23 protein-coding genes and 1 pseudogene are annotated in these 23,721 nt (G+C 65.2%); 16 read left to right on the top strand and 8 right to left on the bottom strand.

All coding sequences use genetic code 11. The annotated features are described in order from the left end of the window. The first annotated feature begins 157 nt into the window (after positions 1 to 157). The 6 genes from BGRAMDRAFT_RS30400 to BGRAMDRAFT_RS30375 all read left to right on the top strand — a co-directional run bounded on the left by BGRAMDRAFT_RS30400 (position 158) and on the right by BGRAMDRAFT_RS30375 (position 7,082). Entirely contained in the window at positions 158 to 997 is an 840-nt protein-coding gene (locus tag BGRAMDRAFT_RS30400; RefSeq protein WP_006052749.1) for a MetQ/NlpA family ABC transporter substrate-binding protein, read from the top strand. A gap of 43 nt (positions 998 to 1,040) precedes the next feature. Then, on the top strand, positions 1,041 to 2,438 hold the full coding sequence (locus tag BGRAMDRAFT_RS30395; protein WP_006052748.1) for an LLM class flavin-dependent oxidoreductase: 1,398 nt from the start codon (positions 1,041 to 1,043) through the stop codon (positions 2,436 to 2,438). An 18-nt stretch (positions 2,439 to 2,456) separates the two neighbouring features. Continuing rightward, the gene (locus tag BGRAMDRAFT_RS30390; RefSeq protein WP_006052747.1) at positions 2,457 to 3,617 is read left to right on the top strand and encodes a methionine ABC transporter ATP-binding protein; all 1,161 of its coding nucleotides are present in this window, start codon (positions 2,457 to 2,459) and stop codon (positions 3,615 to 3,617) included. Next, positions 3,610 to 4,266 (top strand): methionine ABC transporter permease, encoded by a 657-nt coding sequence (locus BGRAMDRAFT_RS30385; RefSeq protein WP_006052746.1) that lies wholly within the window; start codon positions 3,610 to 3,612, stop codon positions 4,264 to 4,266. The genes BGRAMDRAFT_RS30390 and BGRAMDRAFT_RS30385 overlap by 8 nt, the downstream gene beginning before the upstream one ends. A 223-nt stretch (positions 4,267 to 4,489) precedes the next feature. Then, positions 4,490 to 5,692: an acyl-CoA dehydrogenase family protein gene (locus BGRAMDRAFT_RS30380; RefSeq protein WP_006052745.1), complete on the top strand. Its 1,203-nt coding sequence runs from the start codon at positions 4,490 to 4,492 to the stop codon at positions 5,690 to 5,692. Positions 5,693 to 5,753: 61 nt separating this feature from the next. After that, complete coding sequence (locus tag BGRAMDRAFT_RS30375; protein WP_006052744.1) at positions 5,754 to 7,082, top strand: Nramp family divalent metal transporter; 1,329 nt, start codon at positions 5,754 to 5,756, stop codon at positions 7,080 to 7,082. Positions 7,083 to 7,205: 123 nt separating this feature from the next. Here BGRAMDRAFT_RS30375 and flhC read toward each other — a convergent pair whose 3' ends face one another. The 5 genes from flhC to BGRAMDRAFT_RS30350 all read right to left on the bottom strand — a co-directional run bounded on the left by flhC (position 7,206) and on the right by BGRAMDRAFT_RS30350 (position 11,584). After that, positions 7,206 to 7,784, bottom strand: coding sequence for a flagellar transcriptional regulator FlhC (flhC, locus tag BGRAMDRAFT_RS30370; RefSeq protein ID WP_006052743.1), 579 nt, complete (start codon positions 7,782 to 7,784; stop codon positions 7,206 to 7,208). Positions 7,785 to 7,797: 13 nt separating this feature from the next. Beyond that, positions 7,798 to 8,118: a flagellar transcriptional regulator FlhD gene (gene flhD / locus BGRAMDRAFT_RS30365; RefSeq protein ID WP_006052742.1), complete on the bottom strand. Its 321-nt coding sequence runs from the start codon at positions 8,116 to 8,118 to the stop codon at positions 7,798 to 7,800. A gap of 531 nt (positions 8,119 to 8,649) precedes the next feature. Then, complete coding sequence (locus BGRAMDRAFT_RS30360) at positions 8,650 to 9,873, bottom strand: YeeE/YedE family protein (protein ID WP_006052741.1); 1,224 nt, start codon at positions 9,871 to 9,873, stop codon at positions 8,650 to 8,652. A 511-nt stretch (positions 9,874 to 10,384) separates the two neighbouring features. Next, complete coding sequence (locus tag BGRAMDRAFT_RS34795) at positions 10,385 to 10,663, bottom strand: hypothetical protein (RefSeq protein WP_232292392.1); 279 nt, start codon at positions 10,661 to 10,663, stop codon at positions 10,385 to 10,387. Between the two features lie 36 nt (positions 10,664 to 10,699). Then, on the bottom strand, positions 10,700 to 11,584 hold the full coding sequence (locus BGRAMDRAFT_RS30350; RefSeq protein WP_232292391.1) for a helix-turn-helix domain-containing protein: 885 nt from the start codon (positions 11,582 to 11,584) through the stop codon (positions 10,700 to 10,702). Between the two features lie 503 nt (positions 11,585 to 12,087). On the opposite strand from BGRAMDRAFT_RS30350, the gene BGRAMDRAFT_RS30345 reads away from it, so the two are divergent. From BGRAMDRAFT_RS30345 to BGRAMDRAFT_RS30325, 5 genes are all read left to right on the top strand, one after another. Further along, positions 12,088 to 12,456 (top strand): nuclear transport factor 2 family protein, encoded by a 369-nt coding sequence (locus tag BGRAMDRAFT_RS30345; RefSeq protein WP_006052739.1) that lies wholly within the window; start codon positions 12,088 to 12,090, stop codon positions 12,454 to 12,456. Positions 12,457 to 12,521: 65 nt separating this feature from the next. Continuing rightward, a complete protein-coding gene (locus BGRAMDRAFT_RS30340) occupies positions 12,522 to 12,797 on the top strand; it encodes a hypothetical protein (RefSeq protein ID WP_006052738.1) in 276 nt (91 codons plus the stop codon). Between the two features lie 109 nt (positions 12,798 to 12,906). Beyond that, positions 12,907 to 13,368 (top strand): RbsD/FucU family protein, encoded by a 462-nt coding sequence (locus BGRAMDRAFT_RS30335; protein WP_006052737.1) that lies wholly within the window; start codon positions 12,907 to 12,909, stop codon positions 13,366 to 13,368. A gap of 209 nt (positions 13,369 to 13,577) precedes the next feature. After that, the gene (locus tag BGRAMDRAFT_RS30330) at positions 13,578 to 14,009 is read left to right on the top strand and encodes a DoxX family protein (RefSeq protein ID WP_006052736.1); all 432 of its coding nucleotides are present in this window, start codon (positions 13,578 to 13,580) and stop codon (positions 14,007 to 14,009) included. Positions 14,010 to 14,076: 67 nt separating this feature from the next. Further along, complete coding sequence (locus tag BGRAMDRAFT_RS30325) at positions 14,077 to 14,349, top strand: hypothetical protein (RefSeq protein ID WP_006052735.1); 273 nt, start codon at positions 14,077 to 14,079, stop codon at positions 14,347 to 14,349. A gap of 202 nt (positions 14,350 to 14,551) precedes the next feature. On the opposite strand, the pseudogene BGRAMDRAFT_RS30320 reads toward BGRAMDRAFT_RS30325, so the two are convergent. Together BGRAMDRAFT_RS30320 and BGRAMDRAFT_RS30315 are read right to left on the bottom strand one after the other, a co-directional pair. After that, a pseudogene (locus BGRAMDRAFT_RS30320) lies at positions 14,552 to 15,996 on the bottom strand (MFS transporter). A 190-nt stretch (positions 15,997 to 16,186) separates the two neighbouring features. Continuing rightward, entirely contained in the window at positions 16,187 to 17,488 is a 1,302-nt protein-coding gene (locus tag BGRAMDRAFT_RS30315; RefSeq protein ID WP_006052732.1) for an MFS transporter, read from the bottom strand. Between the two features lie 396 nt (positions 17,489 to 17,884). Here BGRAMDRAFT_RS30315 and BGRAMDRAFT_RS30310 point away from each other — a divergent pair, with 396 nt between their 5' ends. Beyond that, positions 17,885 to 18,607: a response regulator transcription factor gene (locus BGRAMDRAFT_RS30310; protein ID WP_006052731.1), complete on the top strand. Its 723-nt coding sequence runs from the start codon at positions 17,885 to 17,887 to the stop codon at positions 18,605 to 18,607. Between the two features lie 39 nt (positions 18,608 to 18,646). Here the strand turns inward: BGRAMDRAFT_RS30310 and BGRAMDRAFT_RS30305 are convergent, their stop codons facing one another. Next, entirely contained in the window at positions 18,647 to 19,552 is a 906-nt protein-coding gene (locus BGRAMDRAFT_RS30305) for a dihydrodipicolinate synthase family protein (protein WP_006052730.1), read from the bottom strand. A gap of 359 nt (positions 19,553 to 19,911) precedes the next feature. On the opposite strand from BGRAMDRAFT_RS30305, the gene BGRAMDRAFT_RS30300 reads away from it, so the two are divergent. From BGRAMDRAFT_RS30300 to BGRAMDRAFT_RS30285, 4 genes are read left to right on the top strand one after another with little or no spacing between them, the layout of a single operon-like run. Beyond that, positions 19,912 to 20,868 (top strand): 4-hydroxyproline epimerase, encoded by a 957-nt coding sequence (locus BGRAMDRAFT_RS30300; protein ID WP_006052729.1) that lies wholly within the window; start codon positions 19,912 to 19,914, stop codon positions 20,866 to 20,868. Further along, on the top strand, positions 20,865 to 21,992 hold the full coding sequence (locus BGRAMDRAFT_RS30295; protein ID WP_006052728.1) for an NAD(P)/FAD-dependent oxidoreductase: 1,128 nt from the start codon (positions 20,865 to 20,867) through the stop codon (positions 21,990 to 21,992). Before BGRAMDRAFT_RS30300 ends, BGRAMDRAFT_RS30295 begins: the two co-directional genes overlap by 4 nt. Continuing rightward, positions 21,985 to 22,260, top strand: coding sequence for a (2Fe-2S)-binding protein (locus tag BGRAMDRAFT_RS30290; protein ID WP_006052727.1), 276 nt, complete (start codon positions 21,985 to 21,987; stop codon positions 22,258 to 22,260). Before BGRAMDRAFT_RS30295 ends, BGRAMDRAFT_RS30290 begins: the two co-directional genes overlap by 8 nt. Next, a complete protein-coding gene (locus BGRAMDRAFT_RS30285; protein ID WP_006052726.1) occupies positions 22,257 to 23,573 on the top strand; it encodes an FAD-dependent oxidoreductase in 1,317 nt (438 codons plus the stop codon). Before BGRAMDRAFT_RS30290 ends, BGRAMDRAFT_RS30285 begins: the two co-directional genes overlap by 4 nt. Positions 23,574 to 23,721: the final 148 nt, after the last annotated feature.

Genomic DNA, 23,721 nt, shown 5'->3' with positions numbered 1-23,721 from the left:
GCTCCGGTTTTTTTTCGCAAATCTTTTTTCGCGCTTTCCTTTCGAAAATCCGTTCGTAGACCCGCAGGCATCGTGGCCTCTATGATGATTCGCACCTTGGCGCAGGCCGTCGATCTGACTCGCCGCGAATACATCACATCTTCATCAAGAGTCCACCATGCGCACTTTTCTTTCCAACGCGCGGCGCTTTTTCCGTGCGCCGACGCTCGCGCTTCTGAGCGCATTCGGCTTTGCACTTGCTTTGCCCGCGGCGCCCGCGTTCGCGGCGGATGCGCCGACGCTGAAGATCGGCACGGCGACGAGCCCGCAAATCGAAGCACTCAAAATCGCGGTGCGCGAGGCGAAAGAGCAGGGACTCGATGTAAAGGTGATCGAATTCACCGACTGGAATACGCCGAACGCCGCGCTCGCGAACAAGGACATCGACGTCAATTACTTCCAGCACATTCCGTTTCTCGAGAATGCAAAGAAGCAGGGCGGCTATAACTTTGTCGCGATTGCGCCGGGCACGATCATGAAGATCGGTCTGTACTCGAAAAAGATTAAACGCTTCGACGAACTGAAAGACGGCGCGACCGTGGCCATCGCAAACGATCCAGTGAACGGCGGGCGCGGCCTGTTGCTGCTGCAACGCGCGGGGCTGATCAAGCTGACGCCGGGCATCGACTATCGCGCGACGACGCTCGACATTATCGACAACCCGAAGCATCTGAAGATCGTCCAGCTCGAAGCATCGCAACTCGCCCGTTCGCTCGACGACGTCGACCTCGCGCAAGGCTACCCGAGCTTTATCAAACTCGCGGGAACGACGGACCCGAATAGCGCGCTGCTATTCGACGGCCTGGAGAACAAGAACTACGCGATTCAATGGGTCGTGCGTCCGGAAAGCGCGAACGATCCGCGTATTCGCAAGTTCATTTCGATCTATCAGCATTCGCCGGCCGTGCGCGCCGCGCTCGATAAAGCGTTCGGCAATCTGTACGCAGTCGCGTGGTAAGGGGCGCTCGCGCGCCGGATAGAACAACAGGAGCGACTACGCGATGCCGAAGAAAAAGATCCTGCTGAACGCGTTCAATATGAATGCGGTCGGCCACATCAATCATGGCTTGTGGACGCATCCGCGGGATCGCTCTGCGCACTACACGGATCTCGACTACTGGACGAGTCTCGCGCAGACGCTCGAACGCGGCAAGTTCGACGGCATCTTTCTCGCGGATATCGTCGGCGTATACGACGTTTATCAAAACGGTCCCGATACGCCGTTGCGCGAGGCGGTGCAGATTCCGATCAACGACCCGGCGCTCATCGTGCCTGCAATGGCGCATGTGACGCGGCATATCGGCTTTGGCGTCACGTCGAATCTCACGTATGAGCCGCCGTATCTGTTCGCGCGCCGCATGTCGACGCTCGACCATCTGACCAAAGGCCGCGTGGGCTGGAATATCGTGACCGGCTATCTGGACAGCGCCGCGCGCGGCATGGGACTCGCGCAGCAGATCAGTCACGACGACCGCTATGACCGCGCCGACGATTACATGGACGTGGTCTATAAGCTCTGGGAGCAAAGCTGGGAAGACGACGCCGTGGTGCGCGACCGCGCCGCACGCATTTTTTCGCAGCCGGGCAAGGTGCATCGCGTGAAGCATGACGGTCCCTACTATTCGATCGACGCGATTCATTTGAGTGAGCCTTCTCCGCAACGCACGCCGGTTTTGTATCAGGCGGGTTCTTCGAGCCGCGGCGTGGACTTCGCGGCGCGTCATGCGGAGTGCGTGTTTGTCGGCGGACAGAACAAGCAGTTGACCCGTTCCATTGTCGATGACATTCGCGCGCGAGCCGTGAGCTTTGGGCGCGCGCCCGACGACATCAAGATCTTCGCGGGCATTACGGTAGTGGTCGGCGAAACGGAGCGCGCGGCGCAGGAGAAGTTCGAAGAGTACCGGCGTTATGCAAGCGCTGAAGGAGGCATCGCGCACTTTTCCAGCTCGACAGGTATCGACTTTTCGCAATACGAGTTGGACGAGCCGATCTCGTATGTGAAGACGGAGTCGATGCAATCCGCGGTCGAAGCCATTTCCAAAAAGAGCGTGAGCGGCGTGTGGACCAAACGCAAAGTGCTCGAACAGATGACGCTCGGCGGTCGCGCGAAACCGGTGGTCGGCTCGCCGCAGCAGATTGCCGACGAACTCGTGTCGTGGATCGAAGAAGCGGGCGTGGATGGCTTTAATCTGACGCGCACGGTGATGCCGGAATCGTTCGAGGACTTCGTGGATCTCGTCGTGCCCGAACTGCAAAACCGCGGCGTCTACAAGGAAGACTACGATCCCGCGCCGACTTTGCGCGAGAAGCTGTTCGGCGGCGGCCGCGCGCGTTTGCCCGATGTGCATGCCGGCGCGCAGCATCGGCGCGCGCGTGCAAACGTCGAGCAAACCGCGTAAGTCTGACAGGAGCAAAGCATGGCTAATCTTTTCGATGTGCCGCAGTTCATTCAGGACGCGCCGTCGCGTGCAGCCGAACCGGTTTCGAACGCAGCGCCGACGCAGGCCGCTGTCGTATTCGACAACGTAGGCAAAGTGTTTGCGGGCACGCGCGGCGCGTCGACCGCGGCTCTCGCGGACGTCACGTTGAACGTTGCGCGCGGCGAAGTGTTCGGCATTATTGGGCGCAGCGGCGCGGGCAAATCGACGTTGCTGCGGCTCGTCAACGGACTCGAAAAGCCGAGCTCGGGCGCGGTGCGCGTGAATGGCGTAAGTGTCGGCGAACTCGACGAACGCGGACTCGTGACGCTGCGCCGACGCATCGGCATGGTGTTTCAGCACTTCAATCTGCTGTCCGCAAAGACGGTGCGCGAGAACATCGCGTTGCCGCTCAAAATTGCGGGCGTGCCGAAGGCGGCAATCGACGCCAAGGTCGATGCATTGCTTGCACTCGTCGGTCTGGCGGCGAAGCGCGATGCGTATCCGGCCAGTTTGTCAGGCGGGCAGAAGCAGCGCGTCGGCATTGCACGCGCGCTCGTTACGGACCCCGACATTCTTCTCTGCGACGAGGCCACGTCCGCACTCGATCCCGAAACGACGCAGGCGATTCTCGCACTGCTGCGCGACATCAATCGGCGCCTGAAGCTGACTGTTGTTCTAATCACGCACGAAATGCAGGTGATTCGTGAAGTGTGCGATACGGTTGCCGTGATCGAGCGTGGCCGTGTGGTCGAAACGGGCCCGGTGTGGCGCGTATTCGGCGAGCCGCAGCACGATGCCACGCGAGCGTTGCTGCGCACGCTGGTGCATGATTTGCCCGCCGATCTCGCGGAGCGCGTGAAGCCGCTCGCCGATATCGCGCAAGCCGACGCACGCGTTCTGCTCGACGTGCGCTTCACCGGCGATGACGCGCGCGATCCCGATCTCGCCGGCCTCGCGTCCGCGCTCAGCGTCGACGGAAGCAGCGTGAGTTTCGTGCATGGCGGCATCGACCGGATTCAGGGGCATGCGCAAGGGCGCCTGATCGTGTCGGCGCAAGTGCGCGCGAACGAACGCGCGAGTGTGCACGCGCAGATTGCCGCATTGCTCGAACGCGCGCGCGGCCACGCGAATCATGTCGAGGTGCTGGGCTATGTCTGAGCTCTGGCTTTCCGAACTCGTCGGTGCGATACGCGATACGGTGCTGATGGTCGGCATCTCCGCGGTGATCGCGGCGCTCGTCGGCATTCCGTTGGCGCTGGTGCTGGTCACGACCACGCGCGGCGGCATCTTCGAAAAGCGCGCGGTGAACAGCACGCTGGGCGCGCTCGTCAATGCGTTCCGCTCGACGCCGTTCATCATTCTGCTGGTCGCATTGCTGCCGCTCACGCGCTTACTCATCGGCACGACGATCGGCGTGTGGGCAGCGGTCGTGCCGCTTAGCATCGCCGCGGTTCCGTTTCTCGCGCGCGTGGCCGAAGTGAGTCTGCGTGAAGTGGACCGTGGACTAATCGAGGCAGCGCAGGCAATGGGCGCGCAGCGCCGGCATATCATCTGGCATGTGCTGTTGCCGGAAGCGTTGCCGGGCATTGTCGGCGGCTTCACGATCACGGTGGTCGCGATGATCGGCTCTTCCGCGATGGCGGGCGCGGTCGGCGCGGGCGGCCTCGGCGATCTGGCGATCCGCTACGGCTATCAGCGTTTCGATACCACGGTGATGGTCACGGTCATCGCGTTGCTGATTGCAATCGTGACGGCGGTGCAACTGGTGGGCGACCGCTTCGTGCGGCGGCTCGCGCAACGCGCGTGACAAGCGGCGTTGTGCGTCGAACGAACGCAGGGTACTTGCGACGCTCTTAAGGCGACCGGCTGATACAGCGCTTTCGCATGACGAATAGCGCCGCTCCTATCGGTCGCCAGCATCACCGCCTATCATGAAACCTGCTGGATGACGGCCGTGAGCCTCTCGTGAGCGTCAGCACGGTCCCGCCTGCACCGCAGGTCACACCGCAAACATCATCACTGGAAACAGCATGAACGATTCAGGTCACGCCGCGGCGCTGCACGCGCGCGAGGCGTCCGCCGCGCCGGCGGTGCGAGATCTCACCGGCCTGCTCGACGCATTGCATGCGAGCGCCGCGCAACGCGATCTTGCCGGCGGCCATGCCGCACAGGAAAAACAGTGGATCGCCGACGCCGGCCTGCTCACGCTCGCCGTGCCGCGCGAATTCGGCGGCGAGGGCGCATCGTGGCCGCATATCTACCAGGTGATTCGCAAGATCGCGCAGGTCGACAGCGCGCTTGCTCATCTGCTCGGCTTCACGTTCCTGCAGGAAGTGAGCATTAATGTGTGGGGCAATGCCGAACAGCGCGCGCGCTATTTGAGCGGCACAGTCAAGGAACGCTGGTGGTGGGGCAATGCGGTGAATCCGCTCGATACGCGCCTTGTTGCAAGTGCAACGATTGACGGCGGCTATCTTCTGAACGGCCAGAAGGGCTTTTGCTCAGGCACGCGCGGCTCGCAGATGATGACGGTCTCCGCACAAGATCCGCTCACCGGCAACTCGGTATTTGCAGTGGTGCCGACCACGCGCGAGGGCATCACCGTCAATGAAGACTGGAATCCGATCGGGCAGCGGCAGACCGACAGCGGCAGCGTTTCATTCGCGCAGGTCAGGGTCGAGCCGGATGAAGTGCTGCATCGCGCGGATACGCCGTACGCGAGTTTGCGCACGCTCGTCTCGCAGCAGGTGATGACCAATCTGTTCGTCGGCATTGCACAAGGTGCGCTCGACGAAGCCCGCGCGTATGTCACGCAATACGGCAAACCGTGGCTGACTTCGGGCGTGGCCAAAGCGACCGACGATCCGTACCTGATCCAGCGTTTCGGCGAAATGCGCATCCAGGCGGTGAGCGCGGAGGCGTTGGCGGAGCGCGCCGCGCAGGCGCTCGACGCCGCGTGGCGCGAAGGCCCCTCGCTGTCCGCCGAAGCGCGCGCACATGTGGCGCTCGCCACATCGGAAGCGAAAATCGTCGCGCATCGCGCGGCGCTCGACGTCAGCGAAAAACTGTTCGATGCATGCGGCGCGCGCGCCACGCACGGGCCGCTTGCACTCGACCGCTTCTGGCGCAACGCGCGCGTGCACACGCTGCACGATCCGCTCGACTATCGCGTGCGCGATGTCGGCCGTTATGCACTGAGCGGGACATTGCCGGAAGTTTCTTTGTACACTTGAGGCGGTCCGCGGCGCAGCCATTCTGCGCGGCGGTTTTATTCCTCCTCGAGAGATTCCCGGATTGCAGTTCAAACTACCGACCACGGCAACGGCGCCGTTTTGTCCATCCGAAGTGCAAGGCTCGGTCGCCGTCTCGCAAGGCGCGCCTTTCTGGAAGAAGATCCTGCAGTTCGCGGGCCCCGGCCTGCTGGTTTCGATCGGCTATATGGACCCCGGCAACTGGGCGACCGACATCGAGGCCGGCTCGCGTTACGGCTACAGCCTGTTGTTCGTCGTCATGCTCTCGAGTCTCGCGGCGATGGCGCTGCAATGCCTGAGCATGCGTCTTGGCATCGTCACCGGGCGCGATCTCGCTGAACTATCGCGAGCGCGTTATTCGCCGACCGTCGCGCGGTTCCAATGGTTGCTCGCCGAGTTGTCGATCATCGCGTGCGATCTCGCCGAAGTGCTCGGCGGCGCGCTTGCATTCCATCTGCTTTTCAAATGCTCGCTGACCACGGGCGTGCTGCTCACGGCATTTGATACGCTGATCGTGCTCGGCCTGAAGGGCAAAAATTTCCGCGATCTCGAAGCGATCATGCTCGGCCTGATCGCGACGATCGGCGTCGGCTATATCGTCGAACTGGCGCTCGTGAAGCCGCATTGGCCGTCGGTCGCGCAAGGGCTGATTCCGTCGTGGCAGGCGCTGAGTTCGCGCGAGCCGATGTATCTCGCGATCGGCATTCTCGGCGCGACGGTCATGCCGCATAACCTGTATCTGCATTCGTCGATCGTGCAGACGCGCGCGGTCAAGCGCGATCCCGCGAGCATCGGCTCCGCAATCGGCATGTCGCGCATCGACACCATCGCTTCGCTGCTGCTCGCGCTGATGATCAACATGGCGATCCTGATTCTCGCGGCCGCTGCGTTTCATGCAACCGGCCACAATCAGGTCACCGAAATCGAAGACGCGTACAAGCTGCTCGCGCCGATTGTCGGCACCGGCTTCGCGGCGGTGTTGTTCGCGGTCACGCTGCTGGCATCGGGACAAAGCTCGACGTTCACGGGCACGGTCGCGGGACAGGTCATCATGGAAGGCTTTCTGAAGCTGAAGATTCCTTGCTGGCAGCGTCGCTTCATCACACGCGCGCTTGCGTTGATTCCCGCGCTGATCGGCGTGCAGATGATGGGCAACGGCGCGGTGGGCAAACTGCTCGTCGCGAGCCAGGTCGTGTTGAGCCTGCAATTGCCGTTCGCGCTTTATCCGCTGATCCGCATGACGGGCGACCGTTCGCTGATGGGCGAGTTCGCGAATACGCTGCTGACGAGAATCGTCGCGTGGTCGCTGTTTGCGGTGATCACTGCGGCGAATCTCTGGCTTGTCGTGCAGACGGTGGGACTGGCGGGGTAAGAGAACAGCGCGGCACCAAACAAAAAAGTCCGCGCAGAATTTATTCTGCGCGGACTTTTTCTTGAGGCTTCGGTACGAATCGGGCGGACCAGCCGTCATCGTGGGTCCAACGAGTTGCCTGGCTCAGGCGGCTTGAGCGACCTGCGCGACCTGCGCAGCTTCCATTGCTTCCTGGCGAGCCGCTGCGGCCTTCTTCGTCTTGCCGGCACGCGACGGCGGCTGGCATGCGCCGCACACCACGTTGTGCTGCAAGTCGTGCTTGTGCGCGACGAACTTGCCGGTGCAACGGCAGCACTTCGTCAGTTGCAGAATGTCGGCGTCGAAGAAACGCACCAGCGTCCACGCGCGCGTCAAGTCCAGCACCGGTTCGGTTTCGCTGTGCTTGCAGTGCTCGAGATACAGCCGATATCCCTTCGTCAGCGCGTCGAGATGCGAGCAGCGCGCTTCGTTCTTGAGGAACAGGTACGTGTTGTAGAACAGCGAAGCGTGAATGTTCGCGAGCCACGTCATGTACCAGTCCGCCGAGAACGGCAGCATGCCCTTGGGCGGCGATACGCCCTTCACCTCACGATACAGGCGGATCATGCGATCGCGCGAGAGCGTCAACTCGCTCTCGAGCACCTGCATGCGTGCGCCCAGTTCGATCAGCGCGATGGCGCGAAACACTTCTTGTGCGTCTTCCGTCAGGCTACGCTTAAGCATCGCAGTCACCCTATTAGGCAAATTGCTCGGCGGGCTGGCCTGCAAGCAGGATGGCCGCGTGAGTCGGTGCAACTGCGGTGTGCTTCGTCGTTTGCGTCAACGCCGACAACATCGAGTGGTCGTTGAAGCGGAAGAAGCACAAAAGCTGATCGGAAGAGGCCAGCTTGACGATCTGCGCGAGCGACAGCCCGGCAAGCAGATCGGCCAGTTCCGACGACAAGCCCAGACGGAACATGCCGACGGGTTTGTCCTCACGCAACATGCGTTGCGCAAGCATGATGTACGACAGGTTAATCTCGCGGATTGAGTCCAGCGTCTCGCTGCTACGGTCCATTTTCTGTGTTTCCGAAGCCCCGAATTACTAAGTCGGCTTTTTGCCGTTATCTCTTTTGTGCCTCGCCGAAAACGTTGTCCTTCGGCTACGGGTCGCTCGGTTGATACAGATGGCGACCTTTTGATACATCGCGTTACATTTCGTAACAGCTTGGGACGAATTGTATGAAGGGCAAAACAAGAAATCAATCCCTTCTCGAAAAAATATCTCAAAAAGATGCATCAAATTTCGGTAAGAATTTCACCGGCCTGTAATAGGCGATGCTACACGGCTTTTGCGGCCGCGCCGGCAATGGTCTGATCCATGAAAACCCTTGTGCGGCGGGGATGAGGGCGTATCGTCCGCGCAACAGCCGATCGTTGTGCGCACAACCGGTAAATAAGTCTGAATGAAAGGGAAAGAGAAAAGCCGAAGCAAAATGTGTAATAAATACCGTCGGCTTTTCGTGCTTTGGGGACAGAAGAGAGTTGTAACGGACTGCTGCCGCCCCGGTTACAAACCAGGGCGACTTTGTAACTTCCTCGGTGAGAATCAGCAGCCGGTGCGACGTACCCGTTCGACTTCGAGGCCGAACGCGGGCCGCAGGCGCGTGCCGAGCACGTTGCCAGCAAACGCCGCGACGAGCCACAGCCAGCCGTGCAGGCTGCCGGAGACGATGCCGCTGAAGTAGGCGCCGATGTTACAGCCGTAGGCGAGGCGCGCGCCGTAGCCCAGCAGCAGGCCGCCGACCACGGCCGCGATCAGCGAACGCATCGGCACTTTCCAGACCGGCGCGTAACGCCCGGCGAGCGCGGCGGCGGCCATCGCGCCGAGAATGATGCCGACGTCCATCACGGTCGTGACGTCGTGTGTAACAGGCGCTGCGAGCGCGCCCGCGTTCGCGCGGGTCGCCCAGTACGGCCAGCTCGCGACGTCTATCCCGAGCGCGGCGAAGAGCTTTGCGCCCCACAGCGCGAACGCCGAGGTGACGCCCCACGGGCGGCCCGACAGCGCGAGCGTCGCGAAGTCGAGCAGCACGAGGGCGAGCGCGCCGACGAACAGCGGCCACGGCCCTTGCAGCCACGGCGACGCGCGCGGCGGGCGTGCCGCCTCGTTGACGAGGCCTCCGTGCCGGCGTCGTTCGACGAGCACCGTCAGCGCCGCGATGGCCGCGAAAATCGCCAGATTGAGCGCGATGGCGCTGCTTGCGCCGAGCGTCGTCACCATCGAGAGCGGCTTGAGCGACGGGAGCGCGGTCCAGAACGGCATATGCGCGGTGGCCACGACCGAGCCGGTGACGAACGCGGCGAGCGTGACGATCATTCGCGTGCTGCCGCCGCCGACCGTGTACAGCGTGCCGGACGCGCAACCGCCGCCAAGCTGCATGCCGACGCCGAACATGAACGCGCCGACCACCACGGACGTGCCCGCGGGCGCGACCAGACCGACAACCGGATGCCCAAACAGGCTGCCCGACGCGAGCGCCGGGAAGAACAGCACGACGCCGACGGCGAGCATCAGCATCTGCGCGCGAAGGCCGGCGCCGCGGCCATCGGCGATAAATACGCGCCACGCCGACGTAAAGCCGAATGCCGCGTGATAGAGCGACAGGCCGAGCAGCGCGCCGACTATATAGAGCGCGGCCTGGCGGCCGCTGACCGTCTGCGCCAGATAGACGGCGCCGAGCGCGATCAGCAGCAGCGCCGCGGCAAGCGGTTTTGGGTTGAGGTCGAAGCGGCGCGGGGCGCGCGAAAGCGGAGTGGAGAGATCGGACATGATGAGTACGGTAGGCGGACTTTGGCGCGGCGGCGGCTGGCGACGTGAACGTCGTCGGGAGGCTCAGCGCGCTGGGTCGACACATGCAAAGTGGATCGAAAAAGATAGCACGTGGGGGAGATTCGCGCAGAGGGGCGGGGCGCGGGGTGTGTGTCTCGGTCGAGAGGGGCGCTAGCGTATGTGCGTTGGTTCGGCGGGGCGCTGGCTGCCGTCCGTCGAGCGTTACGCCGCCGTCTGCGGGCGGTTGAGCAGAGCGCTGCCACACGCGGTCCGTTGAGCGCAACGCCGCCGTCTGCGGTCCATTGAGCGTCGCGCCGCCGCATGCGGTCGGTTAAGCGGAGCGCTGTCATATGCGTTCTGGTCCCGCCTGTTCGCGGCCACGAGCTGAGCCCGCAGGCCGCAATCAACTCCACGATCCCGACCGCAACCTCGCGGCGCTGCTTCAGGCGACGCGTGAGAGGGCGTCGCCGATCCTGCGGGCAGCCTGGCGTTGCGTCGCGCGTATAAGCGACTACGCGACTACGCACGACCACGCGACCACGCGACCACGCAGCCACGCGACCACGCGACCACGCGACCACGCGACCACGCGACACGCGACACGCGACACGCGACCACGCGACACGCGACACGCGACCACGCGACCACGCAGCCACGCGACCACGCGACCACGCGACCACGCGACCACGCGACCACGCGACCACGCGACACGCGACACGCGACCACGCGACCACGCGACCACGCGACCACGCGACCACGCGACCACGCGACCACGCAGCCACGCAGCCACGCAGCCACGCGGCCACTCGACCACTCGACCACGCTTTCACGCGCCGGCAGCCGTCTCCCTGCCCGCAGCGCCCTCCACCCGCTGCTTCTCCGCGAAGTCGCGCAGTGCGGCCGCGGTTTGCGGATCCGCCGGAAAGAACGCCTCAATGGCGAGTTCAGAAAGCGTCACGTCCACTGGCGTGCCGAACACCGTCGTCGTGCTGAAAAACGACAGCACGCCAAGCGGCGTGCGCAGCCGCAGCGGCACGGCGATCTGGTTGAGCGGGCTATCGGCGGCATCGGGCGCGGCGGCGCCTAGCGGGCTCGGGTAAGCAGCCAGCTCGTCGCGCAGCGCGCTGAGGGTGTCGTCGGCGCTTACGTCGATTTGCCGTTGCAGCCGCGCGAGCACGTGCTCGCGCCACGCGTGCCAGTTGACGATCGACGACGCAATGCCCTCCGGATGCAGGCTCAGGCGCAACGCGTTGACGGGCGGCTTCAGCAATTCGGGACTCGCGCCCGCGAGCAGCGGTGCGAGCGCATTGTTGGTGGCGACGATCGTCCAGTGACGGTCGATGGCAAGCGCCGGATACGGCTCGTGGCCCTTCAGCACCAGCTCGACGGCCTCGCGCGCCGCGCTCAGTTGCGGGTCCGACAGCGGACGCTCGCGGAACAGCGGCGCGTATCCCGCGGCGACCAGCAGCGCGTTGCGCGCGCGCAGCGGCACGTCGAGGCGCTCGGCGAGGTGCATCACCATTTCGCGGCTCGGCGTCGCGCGGCCGGATTCGACGAAGCTCAGATGCCGCGTCGAGATGTCGGCTTCGGCGGCGAGCAGCAATTGACTCATTCGTCGACGCTGCCGCCATTCACGCAGCAGATCGCCGACACTGCGGCTAGCCGTGGGCGGCGCCGACGCGGCGCTTTGCGCAAGAGAAAGTGTGTTCATGCCACCGATGATAGCCAAAGCGCCGCGGCAATCCATTACTTGCGAGGTAATGGGTGGTGCTCGCCGCGGGTCGTTTGTGGCTTGACGCTCGCCGCGTGTAGCCGCACCTCGCTGCCCCTCTCGTCCGCTAGCCGCCCCGTCGCTCGCGTCGCCGCTCGCCGCGCGTGGCCGCACCTCGCTGCCGCCCGCCGCGCGTGGCCGCGCCTCGCTTCCGCTCTCGCCGCGCAGTGCTACGCCTCGCCGCTGGCCGTCCCACCGCTGGCCGTCCCCGTCCCGTCGCTCCCGCTGCCGCTCGCCGCGCGTGGCCGCACCTCGCTGCTCCTCTCGCAGCGCATGGCTCCGCCTCGCCACCCCAGCCGCCACATTGCCCCGCCCACCGCAGCACCCCGATTACCTCCCACGTAATCGACCGACGTCGCGCAAACCGCGAATCTTCACTCCGAGCCCGCCGCACGCGACCCGCGTGCCGAGCGTAGCGCTCTATCACGCCATAGGAGTGGGAGATGAACGCGCATACCAACCTGATCGACCGTTATTTCGATGCATGGAACGAGACCGACGGCGCGCGCCGCCGCGAACTGATCGCCGCGACCTGGGCTCGCGACGCCGACTACCGCGACCCGCTGATGACCGGCGCGTGCCACGACGGCATTGACGCGATGATCCAGGCCGTGCAGGAGCGCTTTGCCGGTCACACGTTTCGCCGCTCGACCGACGTCGACGGCTTCGGCAATCGCCTGCGCTTTTCGTGGGAACTCGTGACGCCCGCCGGCGATGCGATCGTCAAGGGCTCCGACTTCGGCACGGTCGACGCGCACGGGCGCCTTCAGTCCGTGACCGGCTTCCTCGACCAGGTGCCAGCGGGCGCCTGAGCGGCCACCCCCAATCGCAATTAGCCATCGCCAATCACCACCGCCCATCTTTCATGGAGAGCATCATGCACGAGCCCGCCGGCGTCACGACTCGTTCGCCCGTCAGAACGTTCGCGCGATTCGCTGCCGCGATGGACGCGTTCTCCGGCGCGATCGCCGGCTTCGCGCTGCTCGCCGGCACGCGCGCGTTCATGTTCACCGCGTTGCTCGGCTGGCGCGAACCGGTGCTCGGCGGCGCGGGGCTGATGCTGCTCGCGATCATCGGATGGTTGCGGTGGCGTTGCCGCGGCAAGAGGCGTGGGGCGTCCGGCGCGCCCGGCGCGTCTTGCGCGGCGCACTGAATCTCTCCGAAGCGCGCGACGTTGCTTGCTACAATCGTTTGCCGTATTGCGATCAAGGCAATCGATTCAATCCATTCGAATAACCGCAAGCAACTTGCATGGAGACACAGTGCTAAAGAACCTCGATCCCCTGCTGAACGCCGACATCCTGCATGCACTACGCTCAATGGGCCACGGCGACGAACTCGTGATCTGCGACGCGAACTTTCCGGGCAACTCGGTCGCGCATTCCACGGTGCTCGGCAAGCTGCTTCATCTGGACGGCGTGAGCGCGCCGCGTGCGGTTCGCGCCGTGCTTTCCGTGCTGCCGCTCGATACCTTCATCGAGCAACCGGCGTCGCGGATGGAAGTCGTCGGCGAGCCGCATACCATTCCGGCCGTGCAGCGCGAGGCGCAGATCGAGGTCAATGCCGCCGAGGGGCGCGAGGTGCCGTTTGCATCCATCGAACGCTTCGCGTTTTACGAGCGCGCGCGCAAAGCGTATTGCGTGATCGCGACGGGTGAAGACCGTGGCTACGGCTGCTTCGTCTTTACGAAAGGCGTGCTGCTCGCGCCGGACGCGCCCCGTTGATCGTGCACGACGCCGCCGGTTCGCGGCGTCAGCGTCGGTGAAGACGTTTGAAGCCAATCGTGCCGCCGGGCATCCCCGGCGTCGCAGACTACGCATCCAACGCTTGCCCGCCTTGGAAAGCGCGGGCAATCCACTTATGCTCAGAGGCAAAGCAGGGAACTGTGGCCCTTTCACCGGGTCTGCTGCTTATTCATCTACAGGAGCACCTCATGACGCGTCCCGTCGATTCCGGCGTTATTCTCATCGCGCGTATCGCGCTTGCTGTTCTGTTCCTGTGGGGCGGCGTGATGAAACTGCTGGGCTATGCGGGCTTTGTCGGCTACCTGCATTCGAAGGGCGTGCCGTTCGTGCAGATCGCCGCGCCGATCGCCACCGCCGTGGAGGCATTGGGCGGCCTGCTGTTGATCGTCGGCTTCAAGGTGCGTCCGCTCGCGCTCATCATGGCGGTCTACACGGTGGCAACCGCGGTCCTGGGCCACGACTTCTGGAATGTGACCGACGCCGCCTTGCAGCGCGACATGGTGATTCATTTCTGGAAAAACATCGGTATCGCCGGTGGTTTTCTGCTGCTGTTCGTGACCGGCGCGGGGCGTATCAGTATCGACGGTGCGCGCGCGCCGCGCAGCGGGTTGGGCCTTTGAGCGCCCGCGTTCACGATTTAGCCGGTTTGACCGGCTGCCGTATTCGGCCGCAATCAAGGGAGCACATATGATTCAAAGTTTCGAGCAATCCATTGGGGGCAAGGTGCTGCAGTTGTGCGCGAGTCTTGGCGAAGGGCCCACGCCGCATCGCGTGATCATCAGCCTTGCCGATTCCGCGAAAACGCTCGTCGTTCTCGATGCGTCCGGATTCCTGGGCGCGATCAAGGCGGAGATCGAAGAGCCGGAAAAACTGATCGCCGATGCAATCAGCAAGGCGCAAAACGAAGGGCTGATCGAAGCCGCGATCAACACCGGCACGATTCAGGAAGCGCCGCTGTAGCTCGCCGGCGCAGTGGTGCAGGGCGCGCTCGTGGCTGAGCGCCTGATACATGTCTAGTAGACGTCGGATAGACTGCTGACGACCCCTGTGGCCTCGAGCCGCCGGGGTCGTTTTTTATTGCGCGTGCGTTTAAAGGCGAGCCGAGACGAACGAACGCGAACCGAGACGCGGCGCACGAAGCCTCGACAGCCAGTCTGCAACATCAGCGCGAATTACCCACGCGCACGGAGTCCGCGTCGCCCCGCGCCGTCGACGACGAATGCGGCTGCGGATGCACGAGGCAACTCATCACGCCGCCGAACACCAGCAGCCCGACCGAGATCGCCGTCGCCGTCTGCATGCCGGCAACGATTTGCGTCGCCGCGGAGCCGCTCGCGAGCGCGCGAAGGCGGCCACGCCCACCGCGCCACCCGCCTGGCGCGCCGTGTTCAATACCGCCGATGCCGTGCCCGCGCGCCGCGCTTCCACCGATGCCAGCACGGCGGTCGTCATCGCCGGAACGGCGAGCCCCATGCCGGACGGGATCAGCAGGAACGGCAGCAGCAAGCCGATGAGCGGCGTGCCGGCATCGACGAAATGCAGCAGGCCGTAGCCGAGCCCGGCGGTGATGGCGCCGGCGATCATTGGCACACGCACGCCGAAGCGCCCGACCACCCAGCCGCTTGCCACGTTCGAAATCAGGAAGCCGCCGGTCAGCGGCAAAAACGCGAGCCCGGCCTGCAACGGCGTGTAGCCGCGCGCCCGCTGCAAATACAGGCTCAGCACGAAGACCATGCCGTAATAAGTCATGTTCACGCAGATGCCGAACAGCACGGCCGCGCTGAAGCTGCGCTTGCCGAAGAGTGAGAGCGGCAGCATCGGCGCGCGCGCCCGCACTTCGACGGCGACGAAGGCGCCGCCCGCGAGCGCCGCGAGCACGAAGCCGCCCGCGACGAGCGGATGAGTGAGCCCGAGCGGCCGCCATTCGATCACGGCGGCGACGAACGCCGTCAACGCGACGATGGCGAGCGACTGGCCGCCGAGATCGATGCCGCGCGGGCTGGTATCCGCTTTCGCGGCGGCCTGCGGACGCGGCACCCACAGCAAGGTCGCGAGAAAGCCGGCGGCGCAAATCGGCAGATTGACGAGGAAAATGCTGCGCCAGCCGAAGGCCGCGATCAGCACGCCGCCCAACACCGGGCCGGCGGCGATCGAAATGGCGCCCGAGGCCGTCCACAGTCCGACCGCGCGGGCGCGAAGTTTCGGGTCGTGCCCGTACGACTGGTTGAGCAGCGCCAACGAATTCGGCAGCATCGCGGCGGCGCCGACGCCTTGCAGCGCGCGGGCCGCGACGAGCATCGGCGCGTCGAGCGCGAGGCCGCAGGCAAGCGACGCCAGCGCGAACAGCACGATGCCAGCCGCATACAGCCGGCGCGCGCCGAAGCGGTCGCCGAGCGCGCCGGCCGACAGCATCAGCACGGCGAAGGCGAGCGTGTACGCATCGACGACCCATTGCAGGCCCGCGACGTTCGCGTGCAGATTCGCGCCGATCTGCGGCAGCGCAATATTGACGATGGTCACGTCCAACTGCGTGACGACGAAGCCGACGCTGACGGTCGCGAGCACGCGGCCGAGGGCGGGCGAAACGGGTGTTTTTTGGGAGTTCATGCGACACATCGTAGGCCGATGGCGCGCCCGATGTTTCGGGCCGGCGTGAAGTGTCGATGTCGGTGAAAGACCGTGCAGGATATGCGCTCAGTCGCGTCGCCGCCTGAACGAACGCACTCGCTCGCACATGCGCGAACGGCGCGCCGTCAAAGGCGCGCCGTTCGCGTCATTCATGAGCGCACACGGAGGATCAGCGCTTGTGCGGCGCGTCCTTGATGAAGAGCGCAGTCAGCGCGCCCAGCACGCAGATCGTGCCGACGTACAACGGCGCGGCCATCGGATTCGATTTCATCATCAGCGAGACGGCGATCGGCGTCAGCCCGCCGAAGATCGCGTACGCGACGTTGTACGAAAACGAGATGCCCGAGAAGCGCACGACCGGCGGAAAGGCTTTCACCATCACGAACGGAATCGCGCCGATCACGCCGACGAGCAGACCGGTCACGCCGTACAGCGGCACGAGCGTGGACGTATCGACGGCGAGTTGCTGGAACATCGCGTAGTAGGTCGCCGCCAGCGCCAGGCCGCCGATGAAAATGGTGCGCCCCGCGCCGACGCGCCCGGCGATCGAGCCCGCCATCACGCAGCCGATCGTCAGGCACAGCGTCCCCACGCAGTTCGCGAGCAGCGCGGTGGCCGGCGCGATGTGAAACTGCTTTTGCAGCAGCGTCGGCGTCATCAGGATCACGACGACGATCGCGGCCGACAGCATCCACGTGAGCAGCATCGACACGATGACCGCACGGCCGTGGTCGCGCAGCACGGCCTTGAGCGGCACTTCGGCGGCAATCGCCTTGCGTTGCTTGAGTTCGGCGAACACCGGCGTCTCGTGCAGCCAGCGGCGCAGATAAACCGAGAACATGCCGAACACGCCGCCGATCAGGAACGGAATGCGCCACGCGTAATCGGCGATTTCAGCGGGCGCAAAGTTGCGATTCACCGCCGACGCGATCAGCGAGCCGAGCAGGATGCCCGCCGTCAGCCCGGCCGTCAGCGTGCCGCACGCATAGCCGATGTGCCGCTCGGGTACGTGCTCGGAGACGAACACCCACGCGCCCGGCACCTCGCCGCCGACCGCCGCGCCCTGCATCACGCGAAACAGCAGCAGAAGAACCGGCGCCATCACGCCGATGCTCGCGTAGGTGGGCAGGAGACCCATCATCAGCGTCGGCACGGACATGAGCAGCACGCTCAGCGTGAACATGCGCTTGCGGCCGAACAGATCGCCGAAGTGCGCCATGATGATGCCGCCGAGCGGCCGCGCCAGATAACCCGCGGCGAAGATGCCGAAGGTCTGCACCTGGCGGAGCCAATCCGGCATCGCGGCCGGAAAGAATAGCTGGCCGATTGCCGGCGCAAAAAACACGAAGATGATGAAGTCGTAGAACTCGAGCGCGCCGCCCAAGGCCGCGAGGCCGAGCGTTTTATAGTCGCTGCGCCCAAGCGGGCGTGGGGTGACAGCCTGCGCTCCACCCAGATTTGTCGCTTGCATTGCTATGTCGTTGTGTTGAATTGGAAACCACGTGTGGCGTGGAAAAACGGCGCTCGTCGGGCGAGAAGTGTGGCAACGGCTGGGTAGAGCGCGGGACACCGGCGCGCCGTCCCGGGTAGGGCGGCGCGATGACGAAGTAAGCCAACCGGCGATTTTACAGGATGAAAGCGATTCGCCTCGGGAAGTGCTTAATTAGATTGGGAAAGTTCTGCTTGAGTCCGCGTTTCGTGGCGGGCTTGGGGAAAGCCGGGCCTGGGTACAGGAAGTCGGCTGTAGTCCGTCGGCGATTCGTCGAGCGGATTCGTCTGAGCAAACGCTAAATTAGGATTGGTCCTATGGGATAGCGCGGGTGGGCCTTCGAGAATCGCGTCCACGCCATCAGTTATGAGTCATCCCATGCGCATTGCCATTCTCCAACGTGATCCCGTCATGCGTCAGTCGATTGAAAAGATTCTGACGAGCGCGGGCCATACCTGCGCGGGCTACGACGACGGTCTCACCATGTCGAAAACGCTTGCCCGATCCACCGTGGATCTGCTGGTGCTGGACTGGCACGGCACGCGCCTGTCGGGCACCGAGGTGTTGCGCACGGCGCGCGCGGTCGGCGGCGACCGGATGCCGGTGATTTTCGTGTCGCGCGACACGTCCGAGGAGAGCATGGTGCGCGCGTTCGTCAACGGCGCCGACGACTACGCGTCACTGCCGCTGCGCCCGGCCGAATTCCGCGAGCGCGTCACGGCGTTGCTGCGGCGCGCCTATCCGGAGCGCTTCGGCACCGCGAGCTTCGACGTGGGCCCGTACCGCTTCGACACGCATCGCCAGGTCGTCATGCTGCGCGGCCAGCCGGTCGCCTTGTCCGGCACGCAATACCGGCTCGCTTCGCTGTTCTTCTCGAACATTGGCCGCGTGATGTCGCGCGATCACATTTTCGCGATGGTGTGGGGCCGCGAATTCCGCGAGTTCACGCGCACCATCGACAGCCACGTGTCGCGGCTGCGTCTGTTGCTCGCAATCGAGCCGCAAAACGAGTTTCGCTTGCAGCCGGTTTATAAGAGCGGCTACAGGCTGCTGCATCTGCGTCACGAGGACGCCGTGCACGCGCAGCCGCAGGCGGCCTGAAGCCTTTATTCACGCTCAAACTCGCACACCGGCACTCGCTCAAAGGCGCGGCAATTGCGGCCGCGTTTCAAGCGCCTTGCGGATCAACGCTTCCACCGCCGCGCGCTCGTCGCCCGCAAGCGGCAGGCGCGGCGGGCGCACCGGCTCCGTGCCGAGTCCCACCATCGCTTCGGCGAGCTTGATGTTCTGAACCAGCTTCGACGATACGTCGAGCGCGAGCAGCGGCGCGAACCAGCGGTAAATCGCCCGCGCTTCTTCCAGGCGTCCCGCTTTCAACAGCTTGTAAATCGCCACCGTCTCATGCGGAAACGCGCACACGAGACCGGCCACCCAGCCATGCGCGCCCATCAGGATGGCTTCCATCGCGAGATTGTCGACGCCGCACAGAATCGCGAAGCGGTCGCCGACCGCGTTGATCAGATCGGTCACGCGCCGCACGTCGCCGCATGATTCCTTGATCGCGACGATCTTTTTCTCGTCGGCGATTTCGGCGAACATCTCGGGCGTCATATCGACGCCGTACGCGAGCGGATTGTTGTAGATCATCAGCGGCAGCGCGCTTGCGTCGGCGACGCTGCGAAAGTGATGCAGCGTCTCGCGCCGATCGGACAGATAGCGCAGGCCCGGCAGCACCATGAAACCGGCGGCGCCGCGCCGGCTGCCGTGTTCGGCCTGGCGGCACGCGTCGAGCGTGCTGTTTTCCGCGATCGTCAGCAGCACCGGCACGCGGCCGCGCGAGGCGTCCACGGCGATGTCGAGCACTTCCAGCTTTTCGTCAAGCGAGAGCGTCGACGCTTCGCCAAGCGATCCGCACACGATGATGCCGTCCACGCCCGCGTCGATCTGCGCTTCGATATTCTTTGCGGTCCACGCACGGTCTATGCTGAAATCCGCGTTGAACTTGGTGGTGACCGCCGGCAATACGCCTTCCCAGATATGCGCCACGACTGCTCTCCTGAATGTGATGAGTCGAAGCGCAGTGTAAGCAGCGAAAACGCCGCCGTCTTGCGTCAATCGCGCGTGGCGGATGACGATTTCGGCATAGTGGGGTTCTGGGCCGCAATGCGGCCGTGGGGCGGTGCTGCGTTTTTGCGATATGTTAAGAGGCGGCTGGCCGGTGCGTGCGCGGCGGTCCGCGCTGGGCAAACGGCCGTGCCTTTGCCGCTGCGGCCGAGGCGCGGCCGCAAGTTCATTCAGCGTTGCGTGGCCTGCGGAACCACGCAGCGGTAAAACTACAACCTATGCCGAAATCGTCACAATCCACGCGCAGTCGCACCAAGACTCGCGCGTGCGCCGTTCCTACCATGTGCGTCATGAAAACGCTCAATATCATCGACTCCCACACCGGCGGTGAACCGACCCGCCTCGTCGTGTCCGGCGGCCCCGATCTCGGCGGCGGAACGCTCGCAGAGCGGCTCGACGTATTCCGCACGCGCTTCGACGACTGGCGCGCCGGCATCGTCACCGAACCGCGCGGCTCGGACGTGGTGGTCGGCGCACTGCTGTGCGAACCCGACGACCCGTCGTGCGCGGCCGGCGTGATCTTCTTCAACAACGTCGGCTATCTCGGCATGTGCGGACACGGCACGATCGGCCTCGTGGTGTCGCTCGCGCATATGGGGCGGATCGCGCCGGGGCGTCATCGGATCGAGACGCCCGTCGGCGTGGTGGAAGCGACGCTCAACGACGACGGCAGCGTCGCCGTGCGCAATGTGCCGGCGTATCGCTATCGCGAGGCCGTTCAAGTGGACGTGCCGGGATATGGCGTGTTGACGGGCGACATCGGCTGGGGCGGCAACTGGTTTTTCCTCGTCGCCGAACATGGCCGTCCGTTGGAGCCGGCGCACATTCCTGAGTTGACGGCGTTCAGCGCCGCGATCCGCGACGCGCTGATCGCGCAGCGGCTCACCGGCGCCGACGGCGCGTTGATCGACCATATCGAGCTCTTCGAGCCGGGTTCGCGCGACGGCATCGACAGCCGCAGTTTCGTGCTCTGTCCGGGCAACGCGTACGACCGCTCGCCGTGCGGCACGGGCACCAGCGCGAAAGTGGCGTGCCTCGCGGCGGACGGCAAGCTCGCCGAAGGCGCGGTGTGGCGGCAGGAGAGCATTATCGGCAGCGTGTTCGAGGCGAGCTATCGTCACGCGGACGACGGCCTCGGCGTGATTCCGACCATCACCGGACACGCGCATATCACGGCGGAAGGGCGGCTTTGCTTCGACGAACGCGATCCGTTTGCGTGGGGCATCCGCACGGCATGACGGCGGATGTCTTGATCGTCGGCGCGGGCATCGTCGGCGCGGCCTGCGCGGCCGAACTCGCCGCACTCGGCATGCGCGTCGAGGTGCTGGACGCGCAAGGCATCGGCGGCGGCGCGACGGCGGCCGGGATGGGCCATATCGTCGTGATGAACGACTCGCCCGCTGAACTGGCGCTCTCGCTCTATTCGCGCGACCTCTGGCTGCAACTCGCGCCTCGGCTGCGCACGCGCGACGCGTTCGCGCGCTGCGGCACGCTCTGGCTCGCCGCCGACGAAGAAGAATGGCAAGCCGCCCGCGCCATGCACGCCGCTTACGAAGCGCATGGCGTTACAGCGCAACTGCTCGACGCGTCCGCGCTGCGCCAATGCGAGCCGGCGGTGGCGGCGTCGCTTGTCGGCGGTTTGCGCATCGAGCACGACAGCATCGTGTACGCGCCGACGGCCGCCGAGTGGCTGCTGACGCAATCGCCGGCGTCGGCGAACATCGGCGTGCGGCTCGGCGCGTCCGTTGTTTCCGTGGATGCAACCGGCGTCACGCTCGCGAACGGCGAGCGGCGCGGCGCGCGGCATGTGATCGTCGCAAACGGCCTCGGCGCTCGCGAACTCGTGCCGACGCTGCCGCTGCAACCGAAGAAGGGCCATCTGCTGATCACCGACCGTTACCCCGAGCTGATCCATCATCAATTGCTCGAGCTCGGCTATATCAAGAGCGCGCACCACGCGACGGGCACGTCCGTCGCGTTCAATGCGCAGCCGCGGCCGACGGGGCAGTTGCTGATCGGCTCATCGCGCCAGTTCGACACGACCGACCCCGCAGTCGAGATGCCCGTGCTCGCGCAGATGCTGCAGCGCGCCGCGCACTATCTGCCGATGCTGCCGCAGCTCAACGGCATTCGCGCATGGACCGGCTTTCGCGCGGCATCGCCGGATGGCCTGCCGCTGATCGGTCCGGCCGGCGACGCCGCGCCCGGCGTGTGGCTCGCCGTTGGGCATGAGGGGCTGGGCGTGACGACATCGCTTGCGACGGCGAAGCTGCTTGCCGCGCAGATCGTCGGAGAGACGGCGGCGATTCCGGTCGAGCCTTATCTGCCGGGGCGGTTCGTGCACGAGGTGGCGCATGAGTAAGAGTGGCGAGGCGCGGGTTCGGGTGATGATCGACGGAGTGGCTGTCGAGGTCGATGCTGGGACGACTGTGGCGGCGGCGCTGGTGGTTGGCGGTTGCGCGAGCGGCACGCGGGTGTCCATGCGCGGCGAGCCGCGCGCTGTTCTCTGCGGGATGGGTGTCTGTCAGGAATGCCGCGTAACGGTAGATGGACGCGCGCATGTGCTTGCGTGCCAGACGTTGTGCCGCGATGGGCAAGTCGTGCATACGCAGAAGGTGAACGCACCGTGACTCAGCACTTCGACGTGATCGTAGTAGGCGCCGGCCCCGCCGGTCTCCACGCCGCGCTTGCATCGGCACGCGAAGGCGCGACCGTCGCGTTGCTCGACGACAATCCGCGCGTCGGCGGCCAGATCTGGCGGCAGGGGCCAGGCTCGGCGCCGCAGTCGCCGCTGTGCGCTCTGCTCGCCGATTTAAGCCGCCAGGGCAACGTGACTCATTTTCCATCGACGCGCGTCATCGCGCCGCTCGCGCCGCGCGGTCTGCTGGTCGAATCGGCGGAACGAGGCGGCGTGTGCATGACATACGCGCGCCTGATTCTGGCGACGGGCGCGCGTGAGCGCTTGCTGCCGTTCGCCGGCTGGACGCTGCCCGGCGTCACCGGCGCGGGCGCGCTGCAGGCGCTGATCAAAGGCGGCATGCCGGTACGCGGTGAGCGCGTCGTGATTGCGGGCAGCGGTCCGTTGCTGATCGCCGCATTGGCCACGGCACGCGCAGCCGGCGCGCGAGTGCTCGCGGTGGTCGAGCAGGCTTCGGCCATAAAGGTCGCGCGTTTTGGCGCTTCGCTTCTACGCGAACCCGCGAAGCTGCGGCAGGCCGTGAGAATGACGCGCGGTTTCGGCGGCACGCGCTACTGGACGAGCAGCATGGTCGAAGCGGCGCACGGCGAAGACCGCGTGCAACAGGTCACGATCCGGCGCGGCGAGCGCAGGGTGACGCTCGATTGCGAGCGTGTCGCGTGCGGGTTTGGGCTGGTGCCGAATGTCACGCTCGCGCAGGCGCTCGGCTGTGCGATCGACGAAGCAGGCGGCATCGTCGTCGATGCTTCGCAGCGCACCTCGGTCGAGGGCGTGTTCGCGGCGGGCGAGTGCACGGGAGTGGGCGGCGCGGAGTTGGCGTCGATCGAAGGGGAAATCGCCGGGTTGGGCGTGGGTGAACGCAGCAGCGTCGACGGATCGAGCCCCGAACTAACCGCAAGCTCCCGCCTCCGCCCGCTTCACGCACAACGCCAACGCTGGCGCCGCTTCGCGGCGCGCGTCGAAACCGCCTTCGCTCTGCAGCCCGCCGCGCGCATCCCGCCCGCCGACGACACCCTGCTATGCCGCTGCGAAGACGTCAGCGTCGGCGAAGTGCGCGCGTTCCAGAACTGGCGCGACGCCAAGCTGCACACCCGTTGCGGGATGGGCGCCTGCCAGGGAAAGATCTGCGGGACCGCCGCCAACGTGTACTTCGGTTGGCCATCGGCGGCGCCGCGTCCGCCATTCAGTCCCGCGCAAATCGGCACGCTGATCGCAGCGGCCGGGCATCCGCCCCAGACCGAATGACGTGCGCCGATCATCGCCGGCACGCGCATATTGTCGGCGAATCGGCGGCTTTATAATCGACGGCGCACGCATGGTGAATCGACCAGAACCGAACCGCATCGGCTGCAAACAACGCAGCGCCACAAGCCTCACAAACCGCTCACGCATC

It is taken from the genome of Paraburkholderia graminis C4D1M, assembly GCF_000172415.1.
In the GTDB taxonomy this organism is placed as follows: Bacteria; Pseudomonadota; Gammaproteobacteria; order Burkholderiales; family Burkholderiaceae; genus Paraburkholderia; species Paraburkholderia graminis.
This window is presented reverse-complemented; position numbering and strand designations above follow the sequence as displayed.

Coding starts and splice junctions, on each gene's coding strand:
- BGRAMDRAFT_RS30380 (WP_006052745.1), top strand. CDS start 4,490: ATGAACGATTCAGGTCACGCCGCGGCGCTGCACGCGCGCGAGGCGTCC.
- BGRAMDRAFT_RS30290 (WP_006052727.1), top strand. CDS start 21,985: ATGAGTAAGAGTGGCGAGGCGCGGGTTCGGGTGATGATCGACGGAGTG.
- BGRAMDRAFT_RS30345 (WP_006052739.1), top strand. CDS start 12,088: ATGAACGCGCATACCAACCTGATCGACCGTTATTTCGATGCATGGAAC.
- flhC (WP_006052743.1), bottom strand. CDS start 7,784: ATGCTTAAGCGTAGCCTGACGGAAGACGCACAAGAAGTGTTTCGCGCC.
- BGRAMDRAFT_RS30310 (WP_006052731.1), top strand. CDS start 17,885: ATGCGCATTGCCATTCTCCAACGTGATCCCGTCATGCGTCAGTCGATT.
- BGRAMDRAFT_RS30325 (WP_006052735.1), top strand. CDS start 14,077: ATGATTCAAAGTTTCGAGCAATCCATTGGGGGCAAGGTGCTGCAGTTG.
- BGRAMDRAFT_RS30395 (WP_006052748.1), top strand. CDS start 1,041: ATGCCGAAGAAAAAGATCCTGCTGAACGCGTTCAATATGAATGCGGTC.
- BGRAMDRAFT_RS30360 (WP_006052741.1), bottom strand. CDS start 9,873: ATGTCCGATCTCTCCACTCCGCTTTCGCGCGCCCCGCGCCGCTTCGAC.
- BGRAMDRAFT_RS30315 (WP_006052732.1), bottom strand. CDS start 17,488: ATGCAAGCGACAAATCTGGGTGGAGCGCAGGCTGTCACCCCACGCCCG.
- BGRAMDRAFT_RS30330 (WP_006052736.1), top strand. CDS start 13,578: ATGACGCGTCCCGTCGATTCCGGCGTTATTCTCATCGCGCGTATCGCG.
- BGRAMDRAFT_RS30350 (WP_232292391.1), bottom strand. CDS start 11,584: ATGAACACACTTTCTCTTGCGCAAAGCGCCGCGTCGGCGCCGCCCACG.
- flhD (WP_006052742.1), bottom strand. CDS start 8,118: ATGGACCGTAGCAGCGAGACGCTGGACTCAATCCGCGAGATTAACCTG.
- BGRAMDRAFT_RS30390 (WP_006052747.1), top strand. CDS start 2,457: ATGGCTAATCTTTTCGATGTGCCGCAGTTCATTCAGGACGCGCCGTCG.
- BGRAMDRAFT_RS30400 (WP_006052749.1), top strand. CDS start 158: ATGCGCACTTTTCTTTCCAACGCGCGGCGCTTTTTCCGTGCGCCGACG.
- BGRAMDRAFT_RS30340 (WP_006052738.1), top strand. CDS start 12,522: ATGCACGAGCCCGCCGGCGTCACGACTCGTTCGCCCGTCAGAACGTTC.
- BGRAMDRAFT_RS30295 (WP_006052728.1), top strand. CDS start 20,865: ATGACGGCGGATGTCTTGATCGTCGGCGCGGGCATCGTCGGCGCGGCC.
- BGRAMDRAFT_RS30385 (WP_006052746.1), top strand. CDS start 3,610: ATGTCTGAGCTCTGGCTTTCCGAACTCGTCGGTGCGATACGCGATACG.
- BGRAMDRAFT_RS30300 (WP_006052729.1), top strand. CDS start 19,912: ATGTGCGTCATGAAAACGCTCAATATCATCGACTCCCACACCGGCGGT.